This window comes from Agriterribacter humi (genome assembly GCF_009192765.1).
Classification (GTDB): domain Bacteria; phylum Bacteroidota; class Bacteroidia; order Chitinophagales; family Chitinophagaceae; genus Agriterribacter; species Agriterribacter humi.
This window is the reverse complement of the sequence record NZ_VOHQ01000004.1, coordinates 350,248-373,038: the sequence shown is the minus strand read 5'-3', so window position 1 is coordinate 373,038 and position 22,791 is coordinate 350,248. Positions and strand designations below refer to the sequence as shown.

General features: G+C 41.2%; 21 protein-coding genes. 15 read left to right on the top strand and 6 right to left on the bottom strand.

Annotation, left to right across the window (positions count from 1 at the left end):
- Positions 1-161: 161 nt before the first annotated feature.
- On the bottom strand, positions 162-3,587 hold the full coding sequence (locus FRX45_RS23780; RefSeq protein ID WP_152268321.1) for a leucine--tRNA ligase: 3,426 nt from the start codon (positions 3,585-3,587) through the stop codon (positions 162-164).
- A gap of 260 nt (positions 3,588-3,847) precedes the next feature.
- Between FRX45_RS23780 and FRX45_RS10280 the strand changes: the two genes are divergently transcribed.
- The 4 genes from FRX45_RS10280 (at position 3,848) to FRX45_RS10265 (ending at position 8,224) form a co-directional block, all read left to right on the top strand.
- The gene (locus FRX45_RS10280) at positions 3,848-4,720 is read left to right on the top strand and encodes a cell division protein FtsX (protein WP_152268320.1); all 873 of its coding nucleotides are present in this window, start codon (positions 3,848-3,850) and stop codon (positions 4,718-4,720) included.
- A 27-nt stretch (positions 4,721-4,747) separates the two neighbouring features.
- A complete protein-coding gene (gene pheS, locus FRX45_RS10275) occupies positions 4,748-5,779 on the top strand; it encodes a phenylalanine--tRNA ligase subunit alpha (RefSeq protein WP_152268319.1) in 1,032 nt (343 codons plus the stop codon).
- A gap of 115 nt (positions 5,780-5,894) precedes the next feature.
- Entirely contained in the window at positions 5,895-6,863 is a 969-nt protein-coding gene (locus FRX45_RS10270) for an NAD-dependent epimerase/dehydratase family protein (RefSeq protein ID WP_152268318.1), read from the top strand.
- 134 nt (positions 6,864-6,997) lie between these two features.
- Positions 6,998-8,224: a carboxypeptidase-like regulatory domain-containing protein gene (locus FRX45_RS10265; protein ID WP_152268317.1), complete on the top strand. Its 1,227-nt coding sequence runs from the start codon at positions 6,998-7,000 to the stop codon at positions 8,222-8,224.
- 85 nt (positions 8,225-8,309) lie between these two features.
- On the opposite strand, the gene FRX45_RS10260 is transcribed toward FRX45_RS10265, so the two are convergent.
- Positions 8,310-9,260 (bottom strand): UDP-3-O-(3-hydroxymyristoyl)glucosamine N-acyltransferase, encoded by a 951-nt coding sequence (locus FRX45_RS10260; RefSeq protein ID WP_152268316.1) that lies wholly within the window; start codon positions 9,258-9,260, stop codon positions 8,310-8,312.
- A gap of 403 nt (positions 9,261-9,663) precedes the next feature.
- On the opposite strand from FRX45_RS10260, the gene FRX45_RS10255 reads away from it, so the two are divergent.
- The 5 genes from FRX45_RS10255 to FRX45_RS10235 are packed head-to-tail and all read left to right on the top strand — an operon-like array spanning position 9,664 to position 13,405.
- A complete protein-coding gene (locus FRX45_RS10255) occupies positions 9,664-10,293 on the top strand; it encodes a pseudouridine synthase (RefSeq protein ID WP_226805200.1) in 630 nt (209 codons plus the stop codon).
- Positions 10,294-10,322: 29 nt separating this feature from the next.
- Positions 10,323-11,198, top strand: a complete 876-nt coding sequence (locus FRX45_RS10250) for a YicC/YloC family endoribonuclease (protein WP_152268315.1) — start codon at positions 10,323-10,325, stop codon at positions 11,196-11,198.
- A 15-nt stretch (positions 11,199-11,213) separates the two neighbouring features.
- Positions 11,214-11,705, top strand: coding sequence for a gliding motility lipoprotein GldH (locus tag FRX45_RS10245; protein WP_193311655.1), 492 nt, complete (start codon positions 11,214-11,216; stop codon positions 11,703-11,705).
- The gene (locus FRX45_RS10240) at positions 11,705-12,688 is read left to right on the top strand and encodes a sensor histidine kinase (RefSeq protein WP_152268313.1); all 984 of its coding nucleotides are present in this window, start codon (positions 11,705-11,707) and stop codon (positions 12,686-12,688) included. Before FRX45_RS10245 ends, FRX45_RS10240 begins: the two co-directional genes overlap by 1 nt.
- Positions 12,689-12,694: 6 nt before the next feature.
- On the top strand, positions 12,695-13,405 hold the full coding sequence (locus FRX45_RS10235; protein WP_152268312.1) for a response regulator transcription factor: 711 nt from the start codon (positions 12,695-12,697) through the stop codon (positions 13,403-13,405).
- A 269-nt stretch (positions 13,406-13,674) separates the two neighbouring features.
- Here the strand turns inward: FRX45_RS10235 and FRX45_RS10230 are convergent, their stop codons facing one another.
- Positions 13,675-14,532, bottom strand: a complete 858-nt coding sequence (locus FRX45_RS10230) for a TlpA family protein disulfide reductase (RefSeq protein WP_152268311.1) — start codon at positions 14,530-14,532, stop codon at positions 13,675-13,677.
- A 330-nt stretch (positions 14,533-14,862) separates the two neighbouring features.
- On the opposite strand from FRX45_RS10230, the gene FRX45_RS23270 reads away from it, so the two are divergent.
- Positions 14,863-15,012, top strand: coding sequence for a hypothetical protein (locus tag FRX45_RS23270; RefSeq protein WP_193311654.1), 150 nt, complete (start codon positions 14,863-14,865; stop codon positions 15,010-15,012).
- Here the strand turns inward: FRX45_RS23270 and FRX45_RS10225 are convergent.
- The 3 genes from FRX45_RS10225 to FRX45_RS10215 all read right to left on the bottom strand — a co-directional run bounded on the left by FRX45_RS10225 (position 14,989) and on the right by FRX45_RS10215 (position 16,484).
- Positions 14,989-15,498, bottom strand: coding sequence for an SRPBCC family protein (locus FRX45_RS10225; protein ID WP_152268310.1), 510 nt, complete (start codon positions 15,496-15,498; stop codon positions 14,989-14,991). The genes FRX45_RS23270 and FRX45_RS10225 overlap by 24 nt on opposite strands.
- A 63-nt stretch (positions 15,499-15,561) precedes the next feature.
- Positions 15,562-15,951, bottom strand: a complete 390-nt coding sequence (locus FRX45_RS10220; protein WP_152268309.1) for a VOC family protein — start codon at positions 15,949-15,951, stop codon at positions 15,562-15,564.
- Between the two features lie 104 nt (positions 15,952-16,055).
- Positions 16,056-16,484 carry a DUF1761 domain-containing protein gene (locus FRX45_RS10215; RefSeq protein ID WP_152268308.1) on the bottom strand — a complete coding sequence of 143 codons (429 nt, stop codon included), beginning with the start codon at positions 16,482-16,484 and terminating at the stop codon, positions 16,056-16,058.
- Between the two features lie 83 nt (positions 16,485-16,567).
- On the opposite strand from FRX45_RS10215, the gene FRX45_RS10210 reads away from it, so the two are divergent.
- The 5 genes from FRX45_RS10210 to FRX45_RS10190 all read left to right on the top strand — a co-directional run bounded on the left by FRX45_RS10210 (position 16,568) and on the right by FRX45_RS10190 (position 22,791).
- A complete protein-coding gene (locus FRX45_RS10210) occupies positions 16,568-17,647 on the top strand; it encodes a sensor histidine kinase (RefSeq protein WP_226805198.1) in 1,080 nt (359 codons plus the stop codon).
- Between the two features lies 1 nt (position 17,648).
- Entirely contained in the window at positions 17,649-18,398 is a 750-nt protein-coding gene (locus tag FRX45_RS10205) for a LytR/AlgR family response regulator transcription factor (protein ID WP_152268307.1), read from the top strand.
- Between the two features lie 201 nt (positions 18,399-18,599).
- Positions 18,600-20,999 carry a hypothetical protein gene (locus FRX45_RS10200; protein ID WP_152268306.1) on the top strand — a complete coding sequence of 800 codons (2,400 nt, stop codon included), beginning with the start codon at positions 18,600-18,602 and terminating at the stop codon, positions 20,997-20,999.
- 167 nt (positions 21,000-21,166) lie between these two features.
- Positions 21,167-22,033, top strand: coding sequence for an OmpA family protein (locus FRX45_RS10195; protein WP_152268305.1), 867 nt, complete (start codon positions 21,167-21,169; stop codon positions 22,031-22,033).
- Between the two features lie 197 nt (positions 22,034-22,230).
- Positions 22,231-22,791, top strand: coding sequence for a hypothetical protein (locus FRX45_RS10190; protein ID WP_152268304.1), 561 nt, complete (start codon positions 22,231-22,233; stop codon positions 22,789-22,791).

The window sequence follows — 22,791 nt, the reverse complement described above, 5'->3', positions numbered from 1 at the left end:
TTACTAATTCCTTAATCGCTTTCTTTTTTAATTCCTCAGAGAAAATCCGATGCTCACGGATTTCTAATTTTGAGTTAACTTGCCGCATAAGTGACTGTTTTTTGTCAACCTATTTTAGGCATACACAACTTGTAACCTGTAACTTGTAACTTGTAACCTACCTACACCACCACGTTAATCATCCTGTTCTTTACGTAAATAATTCTTTTGGGTGATTTGCCTTCCAGCCATTTTTGTACTACAACATTTGCAAGTATCATTTCTTCCACCTGCTGCTGGGTGGCATCCAACGCAATAGTGATATCTGTACGGGTTTTGCCATTAATAGCTACCGGGTACGATTTAGATGATTCTATTATATACTTTTCTTCAAACACCGGATAAGGAGCATCCAGCACATTGCCACTATTGCCCAACCGTTGCCACAGCTCCTCTGCAATATGCGGCGCATAAGGTGTTAACAACACCAGTATATTTTCCAGTATCTCTTTTTTATGGCATTGCAAATCGGACAGTTCGTTTACCGCGATCATAAACGCGCTCACGGCCGTATTGAAAGAAAAACGTTCGGTGTCTTCTTCTACTTTTTTTATGGTGCGGTGCAGTGTCTTCAATTCTTCAGTAGTAGGTTGTTCTTCTGTCCAAACTTTCCCCTTCTGCTCATCATAAAACAAGCGCCATAATTTTTTCAGGAAACGGTGTACGCCTTCAATACCCTTGGTATCCCAGGGCTTGCTTTGCTCTACCGGGCCCAGGAACATTTCATACATGCGGAAAGTGTCGGCGCCGTATTTTAAAACCAGCTCATCGGGATTAACCGTGTTAAACTTGGATTTGGACATTTTTTCTACTTCCGCTCCACAGATATACTTGCCATCTTCTAAAATAAATTTAGCATTGGCATATTCACCATTGCGCCATTTTTTAAAAGCTTCAATATTTAGTTCAAGGCCATCGACAATGTTTACATCAACATGAATAGGTGCCGGAATTAGATCTATTTTTTGCGCTATATCTGAAAAATCCATGTCATTATATATATCAGGAAATTTAAGCCTGATTAAATCCTTAATTGAGTTTCCTGGGCTTTCAGATTGCTCAGCTTCTGTTAGAACATTTCTAGAAATAAATATTTGTTCGGATTTGCCAGAAGTATTGCTTTTCAAATCCACCCTATACACAAACCTGCTGCTTCCCTGTATCATTCCCTGGTTCAGCAATTTTTTAAAAGGTTCATTAAAACCGATATAGCCCAGGTCGTATAAAACTTTTGTCCACATGCGGCTGTAGAGCAAATGCCCAACGGCATGCTCGGTGCCTCCGATGTACAGGTCTACCTGGTTCCAGTAGTCGGAGACTTTCCTGTCACAAAAAACCTCGTTATTATGCGGATCCATATACCGCAAAAAATACCAACTGCTGCCCGCGTAGCCGGGCATGGTATTGGTTTCAAGATGCTGCGCTGTCCACGTTTCAATATTGGCCAAAGGGCCCTCACCTTCCGCCCCGGGCTTATACGATTCCACATGCGGCAGTTCTAACGGCAGCTCACTTTCATCCAAAGGATAAGCAATGCCCTGCCCGACTGCGTCATTCAGGCTGGCACCCTTCCACACTATGGGAAACGGCTCGCCCCAGTAACGCTGGCGGCTGAACGCAGCATCCCGCATTTTGTAATTCACCTTTCTTACCCCTTCTTCATTGTCTTCTAACCATTGTATCACTACTTCAGCGGCATCCTTCATTACAATTCCATCCAAAAAACCGCTGTTTTGCAATATCGCTTCTTTGGTAGGATTGGCTTCTTCTCCATTATAATAATCACCTATAATATTGGTAACGGGTATATTAAAATGCTTTGCGAATTTATGGTCGCGTTCATCACCGCATGGCACGGCCATAATAGCGCCGGTACCATAGCCGGCTAATACATATTCACTGATCCATACCGGAATGTGTTTCCCGCTCAACGGATTAACAGCATAGGCGCCTGTAAAACAACCGGTGACCTTTTTTTCGGACATGCGTTCCCGCTCGCTGCGGCTTTTTACATAGGCCACATATTCCTCCACCGCCGCTTTTTGCTCTGCCGTGGTTATTTGCCCCACCAGTTCGTGCTCCGGCGCCAGCACCATAAAATCCACCCCAAATATGGTGTCGGGGCGGGTAGTGTAGACCTTCACCCCCGCCTCTCTTTTTGCCTCATCCCCTAACCCCTTCTCCTTACTGAGAAGGGGAAGCCCGGCATGAGTACTGCTATTTTTCTTTTGAACTTGTATTTCATCTTTTATTTTTCCAATTACACTGTGGATATCGTTCAACACTTCATCATTACTAAATCTTATGAGATTTAAACCAAATTCCTTTAAATAACCTGTTCTTGCTTCATCATATATTTTTTGTTGCTCCACATTATGGTATTCACCATCTACTTCAATAATTAATTTTACTTCCAGCAAAGCAAAGTCAACGATATATCCCTGAACAGCATGTTGCCTCCGGACTTTTACACCCAATTTATTGTTGCGTATATTCTGCCATAATGCATCTTCGGCTGCTGTCGGATTTTGCCGGTTCAGCCGTCCGTATTCTTTTAAAATATGCCAGTTTGTATCTGCCGTTTTGAGAAACCTGCCTGTACGGGGGGAATCAGCATCGCCCCTCTCCGGGAGGAGAGGGGATGGGGGTGAAGCGAGAGAAAATTTAATCTCCGCTCCGCTGCTTTTGCCAATCCAGTTGGTCTGCATTTCTTTCATGGCATCGCTCCATTCCAGGGTATCAAGGTCACCCTGCAGGCGGTCGGCATATTCCGTTATCCGCAAATACCATTGCCGCAATTTTTTCTTCACCACCGGGTAACCTCCGCGTTCACTTACTCCATTTATTACTTCATCATTGGCCAGTACGGTTCCCAGGGCTTCGCACCAGTTCACTTCACCATAGCCGCAGTAAGCCAACCGATATTCCATCAGGATGGCCTGCTGTGTTGCCTCATCAAACCCCTTCCAGTCGGAAGCAGAAAAGATTTGAGATTTGAGATTTGGAATTTGAGATTTAGGATTAGGTATGGGATGATTGCCATTCCCTTCCGTTTCAAGAATTTTAATCAGCCCATCTATGCTTTCAGCCTTTTTTGTATCCCTGTTGTACCAGCTTTTAAACAATTGCAAAAAAATCCATTGTGTCCATTTGTAATATGAGGGATCGCTGGTACGGATCTCCCGGCTCCAGTCGTAACAAAATCCAATATTATCTAACTGCTTTCTGAACGTATTAATATTATTTTCGGTTGATACAGCGGGGTGAATGCCATGATCAATGGCGTATTGCTCAGCAGGCAGGCCAAATGCATCATAACCCATTGGGTGCAATACATTAAAGCCTTTCAGGCGTTTGTAGCGTGCAAAAATATCACTGGCAATATAGCCCAAAGGATGACCTACATGTAAGCCCGCACCACTCGGATACGGAAACATATCCAATACATAGTATTTAGGTTTGGAAGCATTATTGCTTACCTTATATACACCTTCCACTTTCCATTTCTGCTGCCAGCGTTGCTCTATTGTTTTGAAATTGTATTCCATAATGTTAAAAATCCCTTATCGTACAAAGTAAATGGCTGTTGTAAAAAATATTCAATTCACTCAGCCGTTAAGTGGGGGGCAAATTTACGGAATGCAGCTATAAAACCGTTATTTTTGCCCAACCCTGACCGTACCTTCACTACGTTTGTAGTAATAAAAATGGAAAGTTGCATTATGTTTGAAAGATGAAAGGCGAAAGTTGCTTTTTCTCTTTTTAAACAAAATGCTATCATTTACAGAACTTATTTAATCCTGTTTCAATGATTGAAATCAGTAAAACTTCCATGAGAAGGAGTAAACCTTCTTATTTCTTTAGTATTCTTGGTGTAGCTTCTTTGCTCATCCTTGTAGGCATCTTAGGCTGGTTTGTAATTAATGGAAGTAAACTCGAACGTTATTTCCGCGGAAGTGTGCAGGTACAGGTATACCTGCGTGAAAATGCCCCCCAGGCAGATATAGACAGTTTAATCTCTTATATCAGGTCGAAACCATATGCCTCAGCAGCCGAGCATGTTACCAAAGAGATGGCTAAGGATAAATTTATAAAAGACGGTAATGAGGACTGGAATAAAGTGCTGGATTATAACCCACTGCCCGCAAGTATTGATTTTAATCTTAAGTCGGAATACGTTAATAAAGACACCCTTACCAATATAACGGCAGATCTTTCACAAAACATTATTGTTAGCGAGATCAGGTACCCCAATGAAGTGGTGAGCAACCTTAATAATGTAGTGCGCAAGGTAGGATGGGTTTTAATAGGTGCGGTAACATTACTGGGCATACTGGTACTCATACTTATTGATAATACGATTAAACTGGCTATGTTCAGCAATCGCTTTTTAATTAAAACCATGCAAATGGTAGGGGCTACCCGCTGGTTTATTTCCAAGCCTTTTGATTTAAAAGCAGTGGTGAACGGCTTTGTAAGCGCCCTTATAGCCATAGTGGTGGTGCTCATCTTTATTTTTAGTGTTGAAAAATGGCTGCCCGAAATTAAAGCACTGCGCGATTATACCCTGCTGGCCATTTTATTCCTGGGACTCATTATTATAGGGATCGTTATTACCTTCATCAGCACCCATCGGAGCGTAACCAAATACCTGAAGATGAAACTGGATGACCTGTATTAAAGATTTTCCTTTTCTTATCTTCGCGCAATGGAAGCGTTGTTACAAAAAATTGAGGCATACCGCCAGGAAATAAACGACTATGCCGGTACCGGTGCAGAAGCTGCAGAACAGTTTCGCATTACTTATCTGGGTACCAAAGGTTTGATAAAAAACCTGATGGGTGAGATGAAGCATTTGCCTGCAGACCGCAAAAAGGAATTTGGCCAGATATTAAACGACTTTAAACAATTTACAGAAGCCAGGTATAGCGCTCTTAAAGAAACAGGGTCGAACGGGCAGCAATCATCTGCTGCCGCTATTGATCTGAGCCTGCCGGGTGATACTATTCCTGTGGGTAGCCGCCACCCCATCAGCATGATGCGTAATCGTATCGTTTCCATCTTCCAGCGGCTGGGATTTTCAGTTGCCGAAGGTCCTGAAATTGAAGACGACTGGCACAATTTTACCGCGCTCAATTTACCCGAATATCATCCAGCCCGCGATATGCAGGATACTTTTTATATTTCAACCGATCCTGCGTGGCTTTTGCGTACACACACCAGCAATATCCAGATCAGGGAAATGGAAAAAGGTATTTTGCCTTTGCGCATTATCTGCCCGGGAAGAGTGTACCGCAATGAAACCATCAGCGCCCGGAGTCACTGCTTTTTTCACCAGGTAGAAGGCTTATACATTGATGAAAATGTTTCCTTCGCCGACCTGAAGCAAACCCTTTACTTTTTTGTAAAGGAAATGTATGGCAATGATGTAAGCGTACGTTTCCGTCCAAGTTATTTCCCTTTTACCGAACCAAGCGCCGAAATGGATATCAGTTGCCAGTTGTGTAAAGGCAAGGGCTGTAATGTATGCAAATACACCGGCTGGCTGGAAATACTGGGATGCGGTATGGTGCACCCTAAAGTACTGGAACACTGCAATATTGACCCTGCTAAATATACCGGTTTTGCATTTGGAATGGGTGTAGAACGCCCCGCTCTTTTAAAATACGGCATTAATGATATCCGCCTGTTCAGTGAAAATGATGTGCGTTTTTTGAAACAGTTTACCGGAGTGGTGTAGAAATTAATGGGAAATGTGAAAATTTTGGAATGTGAGCATCTCAAAGCTGCCCGCCGCGGCAGATCAATAAATCTCAAACTTGTCCGCCGTGGCGGATCATAAATCTCAAATCCAAATGGTTTTTGTTACGGGTGGCACAGGATTATTGGGTAGCTATCTTCTGCGCGAGCTCGTTGCCCGTGGAAAAAAAGTAAGCGCATTATACAGAAAAGAAATTCCTCAAACCAGTTACTCAAATCAGGTGCATTGGATACAGGGCGATATTCATGATATCGTATTGCTTGAGGAAATAATGCTGCAGGTAAAACAGGTATATCATTGTGCAGCTACAGTATCTTTTAATCCTAAAAAAAAATACGAACTGCTTAAAGTAAATGCAGAAGGTACTGCCAATATTGTAAATGCAGCGCTTAAGGCGGGCATACAAAAACTAGTGCATGTAAGTTCCGTATCGGCAATGGGGCGTAAACGTGACGGCATGCTGGTAACGGAAGAAACGAAATGGGAGGAAGAAAGCAACAATTCCAACTATGGCCGCAGCAAGTATTTTGCTGAACTGGAAGTTTGGCGGGGTATAAGCGAAGGATTGAATGCAGTAATTGTAAACCCTACTTTTATTTTGGGTGCAGGAAACTGGGAAACAGGGTCATCGGCCATTTTTAAAAAAGCCTGGAAACAATTTCCCTGGTACACCGAAGGTATCAGTGGTTTTGTGGATGCCGCTGATGTTGCAAAAGCCATGATATCGCTCATGGAAAGTGGTATTACCAATGAAAGATTTATCATTAGTGCGGAAAACTGGCCCTTTAAAAAAGTATTCACAGAAATGGCACTCGCTTTTCACAAAAGACCACCTCATAAAAAAGCAGTGCCTTACATGGCCGATTTATTATGGCGTATAGAAAAATTTCGTGGCTTTTTTACAGGAAGTGAGCCCCTGCTTACCAAAGAGGCGGCGGATACTGCGCGGCGGAAGGTTTACTTTGATAGCAGTAAACTCCTGGGCGTATTGCCCAATTTTAGCTACAAACCATTGCAGCAAACCATTGAAGAATACTGTGATGCGTATAAAACCATGCAATAATTGCAGCGCGTTAATGTTATTATATATTTTACATAAACCGTAAAATGGCAGGGCATTTGTCATTTGAACGACTACGGTGAGCAATTGAACAGCCGCTGTATCATACATTATAAGCACTTAATAATTATTACCTAATGATAAGAATAGTAAAATTATTACCCATACTGTTTTTCCCTATTGTTGTTTTTGCGCAAAATAACTTTCGGGTTGCGGGAAGAGTAATAGACTCCACCACACAGCAACCTTTGCAGGGCGCTTCGGTATTTTGCCAGAATACCACCATAGGAACAGTGACCAATGCGAACGGAGAATTTCATCTTACCTTAAGTAACGGTGGTTACGACCTTGTGGTTTCTTTTATGGGACTTGAAACACAGTCTATACGCATCAGCAATACCATGCCTGAAGCTACGGATCTTATCATAGCACTACAACAAAAAGAAAAGAGCCTCGAAGAAGTGGCCATTGTGGCAACCAATGAAGTAGCCAACGGTTGGGAAAAATATGGACAATTCCTCACGGACAATTTTATAGGTAAAACAATCAACAGCAAAGAATGTGAGATTGAAAACCCGGAAGTACTTCGTTTTTTTTATAGTAGAAAAAGAAAGCGGCTGAAGGTTACCAGTGATTCTGTTCTTGTCATCAATAATAAAGCACTGGGCTATACCATTAAATATCAACTGGATTCCTTTGTGCATGAGTACGACAATGGAAAAACACTATATGCCGGCTACCCTTTTTACGAGCAAATGGAAGGCAGTGAAGAGGAAATGCTGGTGTGGAAGGAAAAAAGAAAGATGGCATACAATGGTTCGGTGCTCCAGTTTCTTCGTGCATACCACGACAGTACATTGAATGGCGATGGTTATAAAGTTGAGCTCATAGATGATGGATCCACCCAGCCGTCTCCCATATACAATCCTTATGATACTGTTTACTACGACACATTAGATTTTAAAAGAGTAGGACTCTATTTTCCAGGGAAACTGAGGGTAGTATATTCAAAAGAAAAACCTGATCCTGCTTACCTGGCAGCAAATAAATTACCCATGAGCACTCCCATCCAGATATCCATACTGGATTTGGCCAATGGAATTATCATTGAAGAAAACGGGTATTTCTTTGATCAGAAAGATGTGCTTACATTGGGTTACTGGGCCTGGGAAAAAATGGCGGATTTTCTTCCCTATGATTATCACCCGGACAGAGATACCATTGAGGAGATGAGAGCAAGGATTAAGGAGAGGAGAGCAAGGATGGAGGAGATGCGGGCTAAGATGAACAGTGAGCCCGAGCCTGAAAAAGAAAAAGAAGAACCAGTGGAAGAAACCGTTCCTGAGAACAATATTCAGTGGTGAGAGAAACGTGAGAGATGAATAGTCGTGTTACGTTTATCATCTCACAAGGTGAATAATGAATTTTCCATTGCCCATTCACTATTGCCTATTCACTATTATTCATCACCTTCTTCCATATTTCCGGTATGCGTTTTATCCAAACCAGTTCGCGTTTTTTTATCCCTGCGTCATCCGCGGGGGAGCCAAAGTAGGTTTTTCCTTTTTCTAATAAACCTCCAACACCGCTTTGTGCAAGTACCGTTACATAATCTTGTATAACTAATGTTTTGCTTACACCCACCTGCCCCCATAATGTTACGCCATTCCCGATTTCAACACCGCCCGCTATACCTACCTGCGCCGCCAGTAAACAATTTTTACCGATAATGGTATCGTGGCCTACATGCACCATATTATCCATTTTGGTGCCGCGGCCAATTACAGTATCATTGGTTACACCACGATCAATGGTACATCCAGCTCCAATTTCCACATCATCTTCTATTACCACACGTCCGCAACTCTCCATTTTCTTATACCACACTTCCCGGTTTTTTTTGCTGTTATAATAAAAAGCATCAGAGCCAATGACCGTGCCCGGCTGTATGATTACATTATTACCAATTACACAATGATCCAAAACGCTAACATTGGGATGAATGATGCAATCGCTGCCAATAGTCACATGGTTACCAACAACTGCGCCTGGTGCAATGATCGTTCTTTCTCCAATGAGCGCTGAATCGCTTATTGCTTTTACGGCAGGCGTGTATGGCCTGAAATGGCGGACGATTGTAAGATATGCCTCAAAGGGCTGTTCTGTTACCAGTAATGTTTTGTGTTCCGGAAAGTCGGCTACACTATTAATAATAATGCAGGTTGCGGGTGAGTTAATGCACTTAGCGTAATACTTTGGATGATCTACAAATACAATATCGCCGGGTTCTACCCTGTGAATTTCATTTATGCCCGTTACAGAACCGTTAATATTACCTAAGGGTTTTGCGTTTATTAACGCTGCAATCCATTGAACGGAAACCGGAGATGGAAATTTCATGCGGGAAGTTTTGGCAAAAGTAAAGCAGCTTAAACAACTTCAGTAAAGTAAATTAGAGAACAGCTTTGGTTCCTTTAGCAAAATGACAAAATAAATGAATCGCTGCTGATGCAGTGGTACCAACAGTTTACAAAAAGAATCGCGCTTCTGCATTCAGCCGGTGATTTTATAAAGGAGATGAAAATCTTTTTTGAGCCGTATCATACTAACTGTAACACCATGCCGTCAAAAATTTAAAACCAGGGTTTTTTATTGACGTCTTTTTTAAAAACCGGTGATATCCACAAGCCGGTGAATGAAAATGTGTATAAAAATTAATCGAAAATTTTTCTTGTTAGAAAAAATTATTTTTAATATTGTGTAGGGAAATTTATTTCCCGGTACTTACTAACCCATCCATATAATGAAGTCTCCCGCAAAACGGGAGGCTTTTTTATTTGTCATGCAATACAAATACTACATCATTTACAAACCTTACCTGGTACTATCGCAGTTTACTTCTGCCGGTGGTAAACCATGTCTGAAAGATTTTTTTCAGGTAGAAAAAGATATATACCCAGTGGGAAGATTAGATTACGACAGCGAAGGTTTGTTGATTTTAACCAATGACCCTTCGTTAAATCATCGTTTGTTACATCCGCAGTTCGTGCACGAAAGAGAATACCTGGCGCAGTGTGAAGGATTGATAACAACCGAAGCAGTTCAACAATTAATTCCAGGTGTGCCTGTTAATATCAATGGCGCCGACTATCGCACCAAACCATGCAAAGCAATCCTTTTAAAGGAAGCACCACAGCTACCAGATCGCAATCCTCCCATACGTTTTCGCAAAAACATTCCAACTTCATGGATAAGACTTACCCTCACAGAAGGGAAAAACAGGCAGGTAAGGAAAATGATGGCCTACACGGGCTTCCCTGTGCTCCGGCTCATTCGTTGCCGCATTGAAAACATCCTGTTAATGGACATGCAGCCGGGGGATATGAAATCCTTGTCGCAACGCACAATCTATCGCCAACTCTTCGGAAAATAAATTACCTTGCCACCTAAACATTTGCAGATATGCTAAAGTCAATGACGGGTTTTGGCCGTGCGGAACAAACCATTGGGAAAAAAACTTTCCTGGTAGAGATCAAATCGCTGAACGGAAAACAATTTGAGATTTCACTGAAGCTGCCATCTTTACTGAGACCTTATGAATTTGATATCCGTAATATGCTTTCGGAAAATTTGCTCAGGGGCAGCATTGATTGTTTGATAACGCTTAAGCAAAATGGCGCCGCCAAGCCTGTTGTGATCAATACCGAACTGGCAAAATCATATTATCATTCATTAGCAGAGCTGGCCGAAAACCTTAACTTAGACACAGGCTCCATTTTAAGTTCACTGCTTAAATTGCCCGAAGTGGTAGTCCCTTCTACCGAAGTATTGGATGAGGACGACTGGAAGGGTTTTCAGCAGGTTATGCTCAGCGCAATAAAAAATATTAATGATCACAGGATAAATGAAGGCGCTGTTCTTGAAAAAGATCTCACGCAGCGCATTAACAATATCCGGGATCAGCAGAAAAAAGTGATTGAATTAGAACCCTTGCGCCAGCAAAAGATACGTGAAGGACTGGAAAAGTTGTTGGAAGAAAATGTAGGAAAGGATAATTTTGACAGCAACCGCCTGGAGCAGGAAATGATATACTATATTGAAAAGATTGACATTAGTGAAGAACAGGTGAGATTACAGAATCATTGCGACTATTTTCAATCATTGCTAAAGGAAAATGGCGAAGCCAAAGGAAAAAAGCTTTCTTTTATTTTACAGGAAATAGGAAGGGAAATAAATACAACAGGGGCCAAAGCATACGATGCTACCATTCAAAAATGCGTGGTACTAATGAAAGATGAACTGGAAAAGGCCAAAGAGCAGGTTTTAAATGTTTTGTAAGTAAAAAATATGTGCTTGAAAAACAGGTTTGTTTCAGCAGTGTTATCCGCTGTAATTGTTTCGGGTTTGGTTTTGTGTGGTACAGCATGCAAAACCATTGATGTTTTTGAAAAGAATGTCAGCATCCCGCAGCAGCAATGGGAGCGTTCCTTTCAACCCGTTATTGTATTTAATATCAGCGATACCACCGCTTTGTATAATATATATGTAACCTTACGCCATACACATGCCTATAATTATAACAATATCTGGCTAAACGTTAATTACCAGCTTCCGGGCGATACATTAAAACAACAAAGAGTTGATATACCCCTTGCTGATAACAATAAAGGATGGCTGGGTACAGGTATGGATGATATTTATGAAGTGAGGAGACTGATTACCCCGCAGCCTTACCGGTTTAAAAACTCCGGCGAATGTACTTTCACACTTGAACAGATCATGCGCGAAAGCCCGCTGAAGTATGTTATGAATGCGGGTATACGCGTTGAAAAAGTGAACCGGTAATGGCAAGCTTATACAAAAGAAAAAAACTTACGGTTATTACCATTGTATACTGGTTCCTGCTCACCTATATTGTTACCGCACTCATATTCTGGTTTCTGTCGCTTGTAAGACAAAGTACACAGATGTCGGAATACAAGTTGCTGCAGTTAAAAAAGGATGCGCCCGACTACAGCACCAGGGTAAATGAAATTGAGGATGAAGAAAGAAGGAAAATAGCACAATACATTGGCGAAGGTTCTACTTTTTTACTGCTGATACTGGTGGGAGCGGTTTTTGTTTACCAGGCCACACGAAGGCAGATCTTGCTTAATACGCAGCAGCAAAATTTTATGATGGCCATCACCCATGAATTAAAAACGCCAATTGCCATAACAAAGCTCAATATCGAAACACTGCTCAAAAGAAAATTAGAAGAGTCTCAGCAGGAAAAGCTTTTAAACAACGCATTGCAGGAATCTAACCGGCTTAACGATTTGTGCGATAATATTTTACTCGCCTCTCAAATAGATGCGGGTGATTACCTGCCGGATAAAGAAATGATAAACCTGGGTGAGTTGGTGCAGGAAAGTGCGGCTTATTTTAAAACCCGGTTCCCGTACCAGCTCATTGAAGAAACCATAGAAGAGAACATATATGTAAAAGGCGATCGTTTGTTGCTTCAGTTAGCGGTGAATAATTTAATTGAAAACGCCATTAAGTATTCAGGAAAACAAAAACCGGTAACCATTCTTCTGCAGAAAAGCAATACGGAAACACAATTGCTGGTAAAAGACCTGGGCAAAGGCATAGCCAGACAGGAAAAGAAAAAAGTATTTGAGAAATTTTACCGTGCGGGTGATGAAAATACGAGGAATACAAAAGGCACAGGGCTGGGATTATATCTTACTAAGAAGATCATCAAAGATCATAACGGAAATATAACGGTGCAGGATAATACGCCTTCCGGCTGTATTTTTGCAATATCATTACACACAACATCCTGATGGATTATGGGCACAACTACCGAAGAGGGATATATTTTACTGGTAGAAGATGAAGAAAATTTGCAGGAAGCGCTAAAACTTAACCTGGAACTGGAAGGATACGAAGTTACCTGCGCTGGCGATGGGGCCGAAGCTTTGAAAAGGATCGGAGAAGAATATTTTGACCTGATCATTATGGATGTGATGTTGCCGGAAATAGACGGGATTGCAGTTACCGAGAATGTACGCCTGAATAATAACGATGTTCCCATACTAATGGTTAGCGCTAAAGGCAGCAGCGCCGAAAAAGTGCTGGGTTTAAAAAAGGGAGCGGATGATTATATTACCAAGCCCTTTAACTTAGAAGAGCTTTTGTTACGGGTAAAAAAACTGATCAACAAAAACAAAAGGTTACAGGATAAGGAAACAATAGGAGACCACTACCAGTTTGGGAAGAATACAATAGACTTTAAAGCGCAGTCGGCCACCAATTACCGGGGTAAGGTTATTGAGTTGAGCCGTAAAGAAGCCATGCTGCTGAAGCTGTTGCTCGAAAACAAAAACGATGTGGTGCCCCGCGAAAAAATATTACAGGCTGTTTGGGGTTACAATGTATATCCCACTACCCGTACGGTTGATAATTTTATACTAAGCTTCCGGAAATACTTTGAAGAAGACAGCCGTAACCCGCGCTATTTTCATTCTATAAGAGGTGTGGGGTATAAGTTTACGAATTAGTGTCGTGCCGGGGTTTTCATCTAAAGCCATGCGGGCAGCTATGAAACCCTGGCACTGAAATGCTATATTTTTCAAACAACACAATCGCATTGTGCCTGTAGCTTAACCTAATGCACATGGCCAACACCGTGAATATGTGTTGTGCCGGTGTTTTATGTAAAGCCATGTGGGTTGCTATGAAACCCTGGCACTGCGATACAATATTTTTTCAAACAACTTAATCGCATTGCGGCAGAGAAATTGTAGTTTCTTCATGGGAGACTAAAAAATCAATTCACCTTATTTTTAAGTTTCTCCAACGCCGGTATTAAATCATGAACATCGTTAACATAGGTTACTACTTTGCCTTTTTTATCTAACAGAATATGGGTAGGATAGGTATCTACATGCAAAGCGTCTGATATAAAATCTTCTGCATCGGGGATCACTAAATAATCAAATCTTCTCTCTGAGAGAAACGATTTAAGTCTCTCTTTCGAATCAAAAGCAAAACTTATAAAAACAATATCATCTTTATACGGTTTATTCTGCTCAACAAGTTTGTTCAACTCCGGAAACTCTTTAATGCAGGCTACACAACTTATAAACCAGCATTTTATCACAACTATTTTTCCTTCAAAAAAAGCATTGTCGTATAGGTCTCCATTGATGTCTTTGAAAGTAAATGCTGGCATTGGCTTGCCTTCCATTCCCATATAAAATGATGTTTTCCCCGCATAATTTTTAATATCCCTGATGATTTCCGGATTGGTATCACCGGGCATTTTGAAAAGCATATAAGTAGGCACAGTGTCAATCTTCACAGGCATAAATTCTCCTGTTACTAACAAACGCAAAAATGAGTCTTTGTCTATAGCTGTAAAAGAACTATCTAACCCAATAAAGTCCCTGGATAATTTTATATTATAATACCTGTACGTATAATATGAACGAAAGTCTTTTGAAAGCCCTTTTACTTTTACATTAAAAGAGGACTTAGAAACATGTTTTTTTTCATATACAGAGCCGCTGTTGCATTGAGTAAGGGCTACAATTAAACACAGTAAAATATTCGTTTTTAAAAATGAACCCTTTGTAAATTCAGTACGGGCGATCCTTTTAAAAAAAGCATGTTGATTACATTTCATTGCCACTGAAATTTTAATTTTCTTAGCTCATTCGTTTGACAATCTATGCCTTGTTCATCTTTCTCTTTATACTAACAAGGCTCAGTATTGTTCATTTCATTGGTGGGGATGCTTAAAGTTAATAAAATAATTGCTGCCTGTAGTTTTTGTCATCAACGGATTTTGGACTACCCGGCAGAGGGTGTGCAGTCCGGAAGCTGAATGCTTCTCTTTAGTGTCGTGCCGGGGTTTTCATATAAAGCCATGTGGGCGGCCATGAAACCCTGGCACTGAAATGCTATATTTTTTTAAACAGCACAATCGCACTGCGCCGGGGGTAACTCAATGCACATGAAAGCAAGGGAATCTATTCCAAAAGGAATGTTGTACATTATTAATCGTATAAGTGGCATGGAATTGGCGCCCGTTAATGAAATGGTTGGTGTAAATATTATGCCCATCGTAATGCAGCAAGCATCACGAATTCATCATCCGTTGTAATTTTTCATTCTTATTTCTCAAATCAATACCAGCTTCCATCAACGATTTCAGGTTGGCAAGATAGAAAGTCCATCCCTGCATACAACCCACATGAAAATTGGATTTGCTCCTGTCGTCCACCGCGATATTATATTGTGTAAGTTCCACTATTGTTTCTCCTTCCTCTGTGCGAAAGGCAACGCTTACATGCATTGGCGATCCTGCTGGTCCGCCGAAAGTAAATTCGAAGAAATCTTTTCCATTGGCCTGTAGTACTTTGCCATATTCCACCACGCTATCGGGATAGCCAAACCATTGCCATTTATAGCTATCACCCTGCTGCACCGGCTCATCTGCCTCAAGCAGCACATTGCTCCTGCTGTATTCACTCAACCGCAGGAACCAGCTTTCAATACCTCTCCGGGTAGCCCATGCCTTGTACAATGCTTCAGGGCTGGCGCTTACATTAATGCGTAATGTAAAGCGTGTCCAGTCGTAATCTGCCATTATTTATTTTTTTGTTTCTTTTTTTCTCTCCTTTCACTTCTCACTATTCACTATTCACAATTCTTATTGAGGGCTGGAATGTAAACCAATCCGGTTCCCTTCAGTATCAAGAAATAAGGCCATATAGCCATATTCTGGCGTAATTTCGGTTTTGGGCATCAGCACTTTGCCTCCCGCCGCTTCTACCCGATCTAAAACGATCTGCAGATCTGGGCTTCCGTTTAAATAGATCAGTGGTCCATCGGTAGCGGAAGGCTTATGAGAGCCGCCACTATCTACCACGGCGCCGCCCACTCCCGACATCATATCCGTTAATGCAAACATGCGCATTTTTATTTCAGGCATATCCATGGGAATAAGCTGCGTATCGAATATCGTTTCATAAAACTTTGTTGCCCGGTTTAAATCAGTTGCAGGAATTTCAAACCAACTGATTGCATTTGTAAATGTCATAATAGAAATGTTTTAGTTATAGTTTATGCGTATCCGCCGTAGTTAATAACAGCAGCCTGGCACAGCCTCTCACTTCTCACCTTTCACAACTCACTACTACCATCTCACCTCCATGCGCCTATTATTGCGCCCATTAAGGTAAGCGCCACCACGCTGTAAAATCCATTGATCAGTATCAGCCGCCAGCGTTTCAGCTCAAACAGACTATGAATGGCAATGGCGCAGAAAGTCCATACGCCTGCCAGAAAACCAGCAGTCGCTCCCCAGGCAACATCCGTTTTTTGACCACAATCTGCCGGACAGTTACCGGGTGTATCGGCAAGAAACATACCGAGATTGGCGGCCATCAGCAGGGAAAAGATAAGCGTCCAGCCGAAAATCTTTCCTTTATTACCCCGCTTTATCTGTTCTTCCGAGAGGTTATTTGCTTTCATCCATGCTTTTCCAAACAGGTTGGGCGAATACCATATCCCGCCTACAACAAACGAAGAAATGCCGGCAACCAATACCGCCAGCCAGTTAACTGATCCCATACAGCGTAAGATTTATTGTTCGAAATGTTATTCTATCGAATCTAATGTTGATTTTTACAGCATAAAAGCAAACCCGGACGAAATTGGAAAAGAGGCAGACCAATATCAGCGTTTCACCGACAAAGCCAATCCCTCATCCGTTAAAGATCAATGATATCGGATTCAGACTTGTTCTTGCTCCTGTTTTTGGTATTGCGATACCATTGATAAGTGGGATGATTAATGTGAACAATTTCACCCACTGGCAGGTTAAATTCAGTTTCCTGTATACCATTCTTATCGCTTTTGTTATATGGGAAGGCAACCGTTACCTGCATTTTTCATTGCGGAGCTATTTTAACTGGTACAATAAACCCATACATAAAATTGCAGTGGTATTAATCGCTATATCCTTCTACACCGTTCCGGTTTCGGTGCTGCTGCTATTGGGATGGTATACCCTTTTTGGAAATGGCCAGCCAAACCGCCAGGTAATTGTTATTTCAACACTCATCATTATGATCTGCGTTATTTTTATCGCGCATGTATATGAAACGGTTTTCCTGGTAAAAGAATCAGAAAATGAAATACTCCGCAACGAGCAATTGGAAAGAGCAAAAGCAGAAGCGGAACTGGAAACATTAAAAAGCCAGATAGATCCGCATTTTATTTTTAATTCTTTAAATACGCTTTCGCATCTTATAGAAGAAAAACCTGCTAAGGCCAAACTGTTTAATGATCATTTGGCTGACGTATACCGCTACATCCTGCAGCATAAGGGTCAGGAACTGGTACTGCTACGGGATGAAATGCATTTTTTGCATGATTATTTTTCTTTGCTGTGTATTCGTTTTGAAAACGCTGTTCAGTTAAAATCAGAAATAGATGAATCGCAATATGAAGCCTGGCTTATTCCTCCTATCTCTTTACAGCTCCTGGCCGAAAACGCGATCAAGCACAATGAGTTTTCAGACAGCAGCCCTTTGGTAATTCATGTACAATGGAAAGAAGAAAGTTTAATGGTGAGCAATAGGCTGCATAAAAAAGAGCTGCGAAAAGAATCTTCAAAAACAGGTTTGAGCAATTTAAATGAGCGGTATAAATTAATCGCACGAAAAGAAATTACAGTTACAACCACTGCAGATTTTTTTGTTGTTCAGTTACCCCTGCTCAAAATGATATAATATGAGAGTTATCATTATTGAAGACGAAAAGCCGGCCGCACAAAAATTACAAAAAGCCATTATAAAATGTAATGGCAATATTGAAGTTTCCGCCATTTTAAGCAGTACAAAAGATGCCACGGCATGGCTTCGGGAAAACGCATTACCGGAACTGATCTTTATGGATATTGAGTTATCCGATGGACTGTCTTTCAGTATATTTGAGGAAGTAACCATTACCTGTCCGGTGATATTTACTACCGCTTATGATGAATACTGGCAGGAAGCTTTTGAGCATAACAGCATTGACTACCTGCTAAAACCCATACGACAGGATAAGCTGGAAACAGCATTGAAAAAATACGAAACACTGAAAAAGTATTTTACGCTCAATTATCAAAAACTAAAACACTGGCAGTCTGAAAGCAATGAATATAAAAAACGATTCCTCGTGAAAAAGGGGCAGGATTATATAAGTATTAAAACAGAAGACATTCCTTACTTTTATGCTACGCACAAGCTGGTGTGTATGGTAGATAACAAAAGTCAAAAATTTATCCTTGATCAATCGCTTGCCGACATTGAAAAGCGATTAGACCCTTCACAATTTTACCGGGTTAACCGCAAATACCTCGTTAATATGACTGCTATAAAATTGATGAAAACATATCCCAAAGGCAAATTAAAACTGGAGGTAGCACCCCCGGTTAATGAAGATATTATAGTAGCACAGGAAAATGTAAGCGCCTTTAAAGAATGGATAGGCCGCTAATGCAGGCCCTGCTCTAAGATGTAACATTTTACTGTGCAACGCGTTATGCTATATTGCTGTCTGTTACTTGCATATTTGCCATTATAGTATGGCAAAATATTAACAAAACACACTATAAAAACAATCCTCTATTCGGTAATTTTAAATTAAACTAACAGTTATAAGTTTAGTCATAACAGCACACAATTAAATGTTCACAATATGAAAGCATTATACACCCTGATAACCGCCCTGCTTTTTGGACTGGTATTACCAGTTGCCGCTACCGCTCAAAATGAGTGGCCAAAAACCATTACCGGTCCCAATGGCAGCCTCATTAAAGTGTATCAATGGCAGCCTGAATCCTTTTCAAACGGAACACTGGAGGCTAATGCAGCCATATCCGTTGCCGAAAACGGAAAAGATGAACCGGCATTCGGAATGATCTGGCTAACCGCTTCAACAAATGATAATGGCCAACAGGTAATTATCCGTTCAGTTGAGGTGAATGCTATCAAACTTCCTGATGAAACGGACGAAAATAAATTGGCAGCCTTGCAAACATCCATTGCCAATGGAATGTCAAACCAAAATTTTTCCATTCCGGCAAGTGAGATAAATAATGCTTTACAAACCAATCAGGAGCAGGAAAAAATTTCAGGTAACCTGAATAATAATCCTCCAAAAATTATGTATTCCGATAAACCTTCACTGCTCGTTGTAATAGATGGAGCACCCAGGCTACAGCAAAACAGCAAATGGGGAGTGGAAACGGTAATCAATACACCATTTATCATTGTAAAAAATAATAATAACAAATTTTACCTGTATGGCGGAAAGCATTGGTATGCTGCTCCATCGGCTACAGGCCCTTATGCTATAACTACAAGTGTTCCGGCTAATCTCGAAAAGATCCAATCCGAAATTACACAGGCCAATAAGGACAATAAAGTACAACAGGAAGAGAACGATTATACTATTTCAAACATTATAGTAAGTACGGAACCTGCTGAATTATTACAATCTAATGGGGAGCCTAATTTTACTCCCGTACAACAAACCAACCTGCTGTATGTAAAAAATTCCAACAATGATATTTTCATGGATGTCAGCAGCCAGCAATATTATGTATTGCTTTCGGGCAGGTGGTATAAATCACAAACATTAAGCGGTAAATGGAATTATGTTGCTTCGGATAAATTACCTGCCGATTTTGAAAAAATACCTGAAGGGTCGCCAAAAGACAATGTGCTGGCCAGCGTGGCGGGTACCATTGCAGCCAAAGATGCAGTAATGAATGCACAGGTTCCGCAAACAGCTAAAGTTGACCGTAACAACGCCAATGCTGATATACAGTATGACGGTAATCCTCAATTTGATGATATTGATGGTACGGATATGGCGTATGCCGTGAATACGCCGGATTATGTGATACGCTGGAGAGGCACTTATTATGCTGTGGACAATGGCGTATGGTTCCAGTCTTACAGCGCAAACGGACCATGGGCCGTAAGTGCCGACCGCCCTTATGCAGTTTCGCTTATCCCGCCACGTTACCCTGTATATGCCATGAAGTATGTATATATATATGATGTAACGCCGGATTATATTTATATGGGCTATACCCCCGGCTACCTGAATACCTTTGTTTACGGACCCACTGTTGTATATGGAACAGGATATTATTATCGCCCCTGGTATGGCAGTCATTATTATGCCCGTCCCTACACCTGGGGTTTTAACATGCATTACAATCCATGGACTGGATGGGGTTTTGGATTCAATTATAATATGGGATGGTTTCATATGAGCGCAGGTAATTATAGCCCATGGGGTTGGGGCGGATGGTGGGGACCATCAATATACCGCCCTTCTTATTGCTGGACACCCTACTACGGTGGGTACAGGCACGGCTATTACGGCAATAGTTATTACAGGAGCAGAAACACTGTTATTATAAATAATGTTTATCACAACAATAATATTTACAACCGGCGCAGAGATGTGGTTACAAGAGATAACCGCAGAGCCGTATCATATAACAGAAATGCGCAGTCTGCACCGGTAAGAAGATTTAATAATGCAAGGCCTTCGGAAAGGAATGTAACCAGGAGTGCAAATACATCTTCGCGCCCTTCAGTAATAAGAGATAATGGCTCCGGTTCACCGCGCAATTCATCCGGCCGTATTTCGGGCAATAACAACAGGGCTACATCAAGACCTTCCAGAACCTTTACTGAACGTTCCGCTTCAGGCAACAATGACCGTGCTACCACGCAACGGCCTTCCGCAAGAACCAATGCCGGAAGTAACAATGGTGTTAACAGGCAATTGGCTGAACGAAGAGATAATACAAGTACACAGCCTTCTACTGTTGCCAGGCCGGGAACAGTTCGTACACAAACACAGCAGCAACCTGCTGTACGTTCTTCGCAAAGAAGAGCACCCAATACAATCAGCGAAAGATCGCAGCCCGTTCGCAGAAATGTTGAACAGGCACCACGCTCTTCCGCCCCGCAAAGAGTACAAAGACCTGCTACCAGCAGCCCTTCCAACAGGAGCGAGGGTACCCGCAGCAGCAGATCATCCGGTAACGGTGAGCCAAGAGCAAGAAGAGGATAATTTACTTTAATATACAAGTGATAAGGTAAAAAGAGAAAGAATATTAGCTCATTCTTTCTCTTTTTTATTAAAAATGATAGCTTTGTGCGATATTTTCAACCTTTGAAACGATTTTAATCATCTTGATAACATATCTTTACCAATAACATCTCAAAAAACAATTCAAAATGAAATTGAAGTATTTTTTACTCTTGGCCATTGCCCCGGCTTTTCTATTTTCCTGTGTAAGCAGTAAAAAATTTAAAGCGGCACAGGCTCAATTAGATTCTCTGAATCAGGCCCACACTAAGCTACAAGGCGATTTCAAAATTTGCGAAGACGACAAAGCAGAAAATGCCCGCAAAAGCGCAGCTTACCAAAGTGAAATTGAAGCGCTGAATAAGCAACTTGCATTTCTTAAAGAGAACAGCACTACAACGTTAAAGCAACTGGAAGATCTTTCTGTTATCTCCAGTGCCCAGGCCGAAAGCATAAAGAAATCGCTCGAAAATATCGGCGCAAAAGATGCTTATATCCAGGATCTGCAATCGGCTATGGCCCGCAAAGATTCGCTGAATATGGCATTGGTAATGAACCTGAAGGGTGCCATAGGCAATTTAGATGATCAGGATATTAATGTTAAAGTAGATAAAGGCGTTGTGTTCATTGATATTTCTGATAAATTATTATTCAGAAGCGGCAGCTATGTTATTACCGACAAGGCAAAAGAAGTATTGGGTAAAGTAGCGCAGGTTTTGAAAAATCAGCCAGACCTTGAATATATGGTTGAAGGTCATACCGATGATCTTTCATACAGTAAAGGTGTATTGTTAGACAACTGGGATCTGAGTGTTAAACGTGCTACTTCAGTAGTAAGAGTATTACAGAAACAATACGGCATTGCTCCTGCCCAGTTAACTGCAGCCGGACGCAGCGAATATGTTCCTGTTGCTGATAACAATACCGCAGAAGGAAGAGCAGCCAACCGCAGAACAAGGATCGTTGTACTTCCGCAATTAGACCAGTTCTTTAAACTGCTTGAACCCAAACAATAAGCTATTATAATGTTTTTTAAAAAGCCATCCGATGCCCGGATGGCTTTTTGCTTTTAGCCTTTAAATTAGCAGTAAACTGCTTTAGAAAGACAATTGTCAGGCTACATCATTTTCTCTGTGGAAATAAAATTATAGAAACAGCGAATCGTTCTTGCCATTTGTCTTACTTTGTATCACCAAAACCTATACTGACAAGATTGAAAAAAGCTGCCGCTATACTACTCTCTGCTTTATTATGCTTCAACTGGTACGGTTACCGGCTTGTAACAGATTACCTGCAATACCAGGCAGACCTGCAATTAGAAGTAAGGCTGGATAATAATGATTATGACGAGTCACAACTTATAGAATTGAGAATACCACTACATCTTCCTTATCATAACGACTGGAATTATTATGAACGATACGATGGTGAGATTGAGTTCAAAGGCATCCATTATAAGTACGTAAAAAGAAAGATAGAAAGAGGCGACCTGGTATTATTGTGCCTTCCGGATAATGCAAAGCAACGCATCCAGTCTGCAAAGGAAGCATTTTTTAAGCTCGTAAACGATTTGCAACAGGATACAACAGGTAAAACAACGAATCCGGGTAAATCATCAGTTCAGAAAAATTTCTTCAGCGACTATCACCAGGAAAAAAACAACTGGACAATTCCGGCGTTGCAGACGGGCAGCGCTGAATATAATGATACAAAATTTTATTTCCTTTCTGCCGTCAATAAGCTTAAGCCCGAACAACCTCCCGAGTGTTTATGA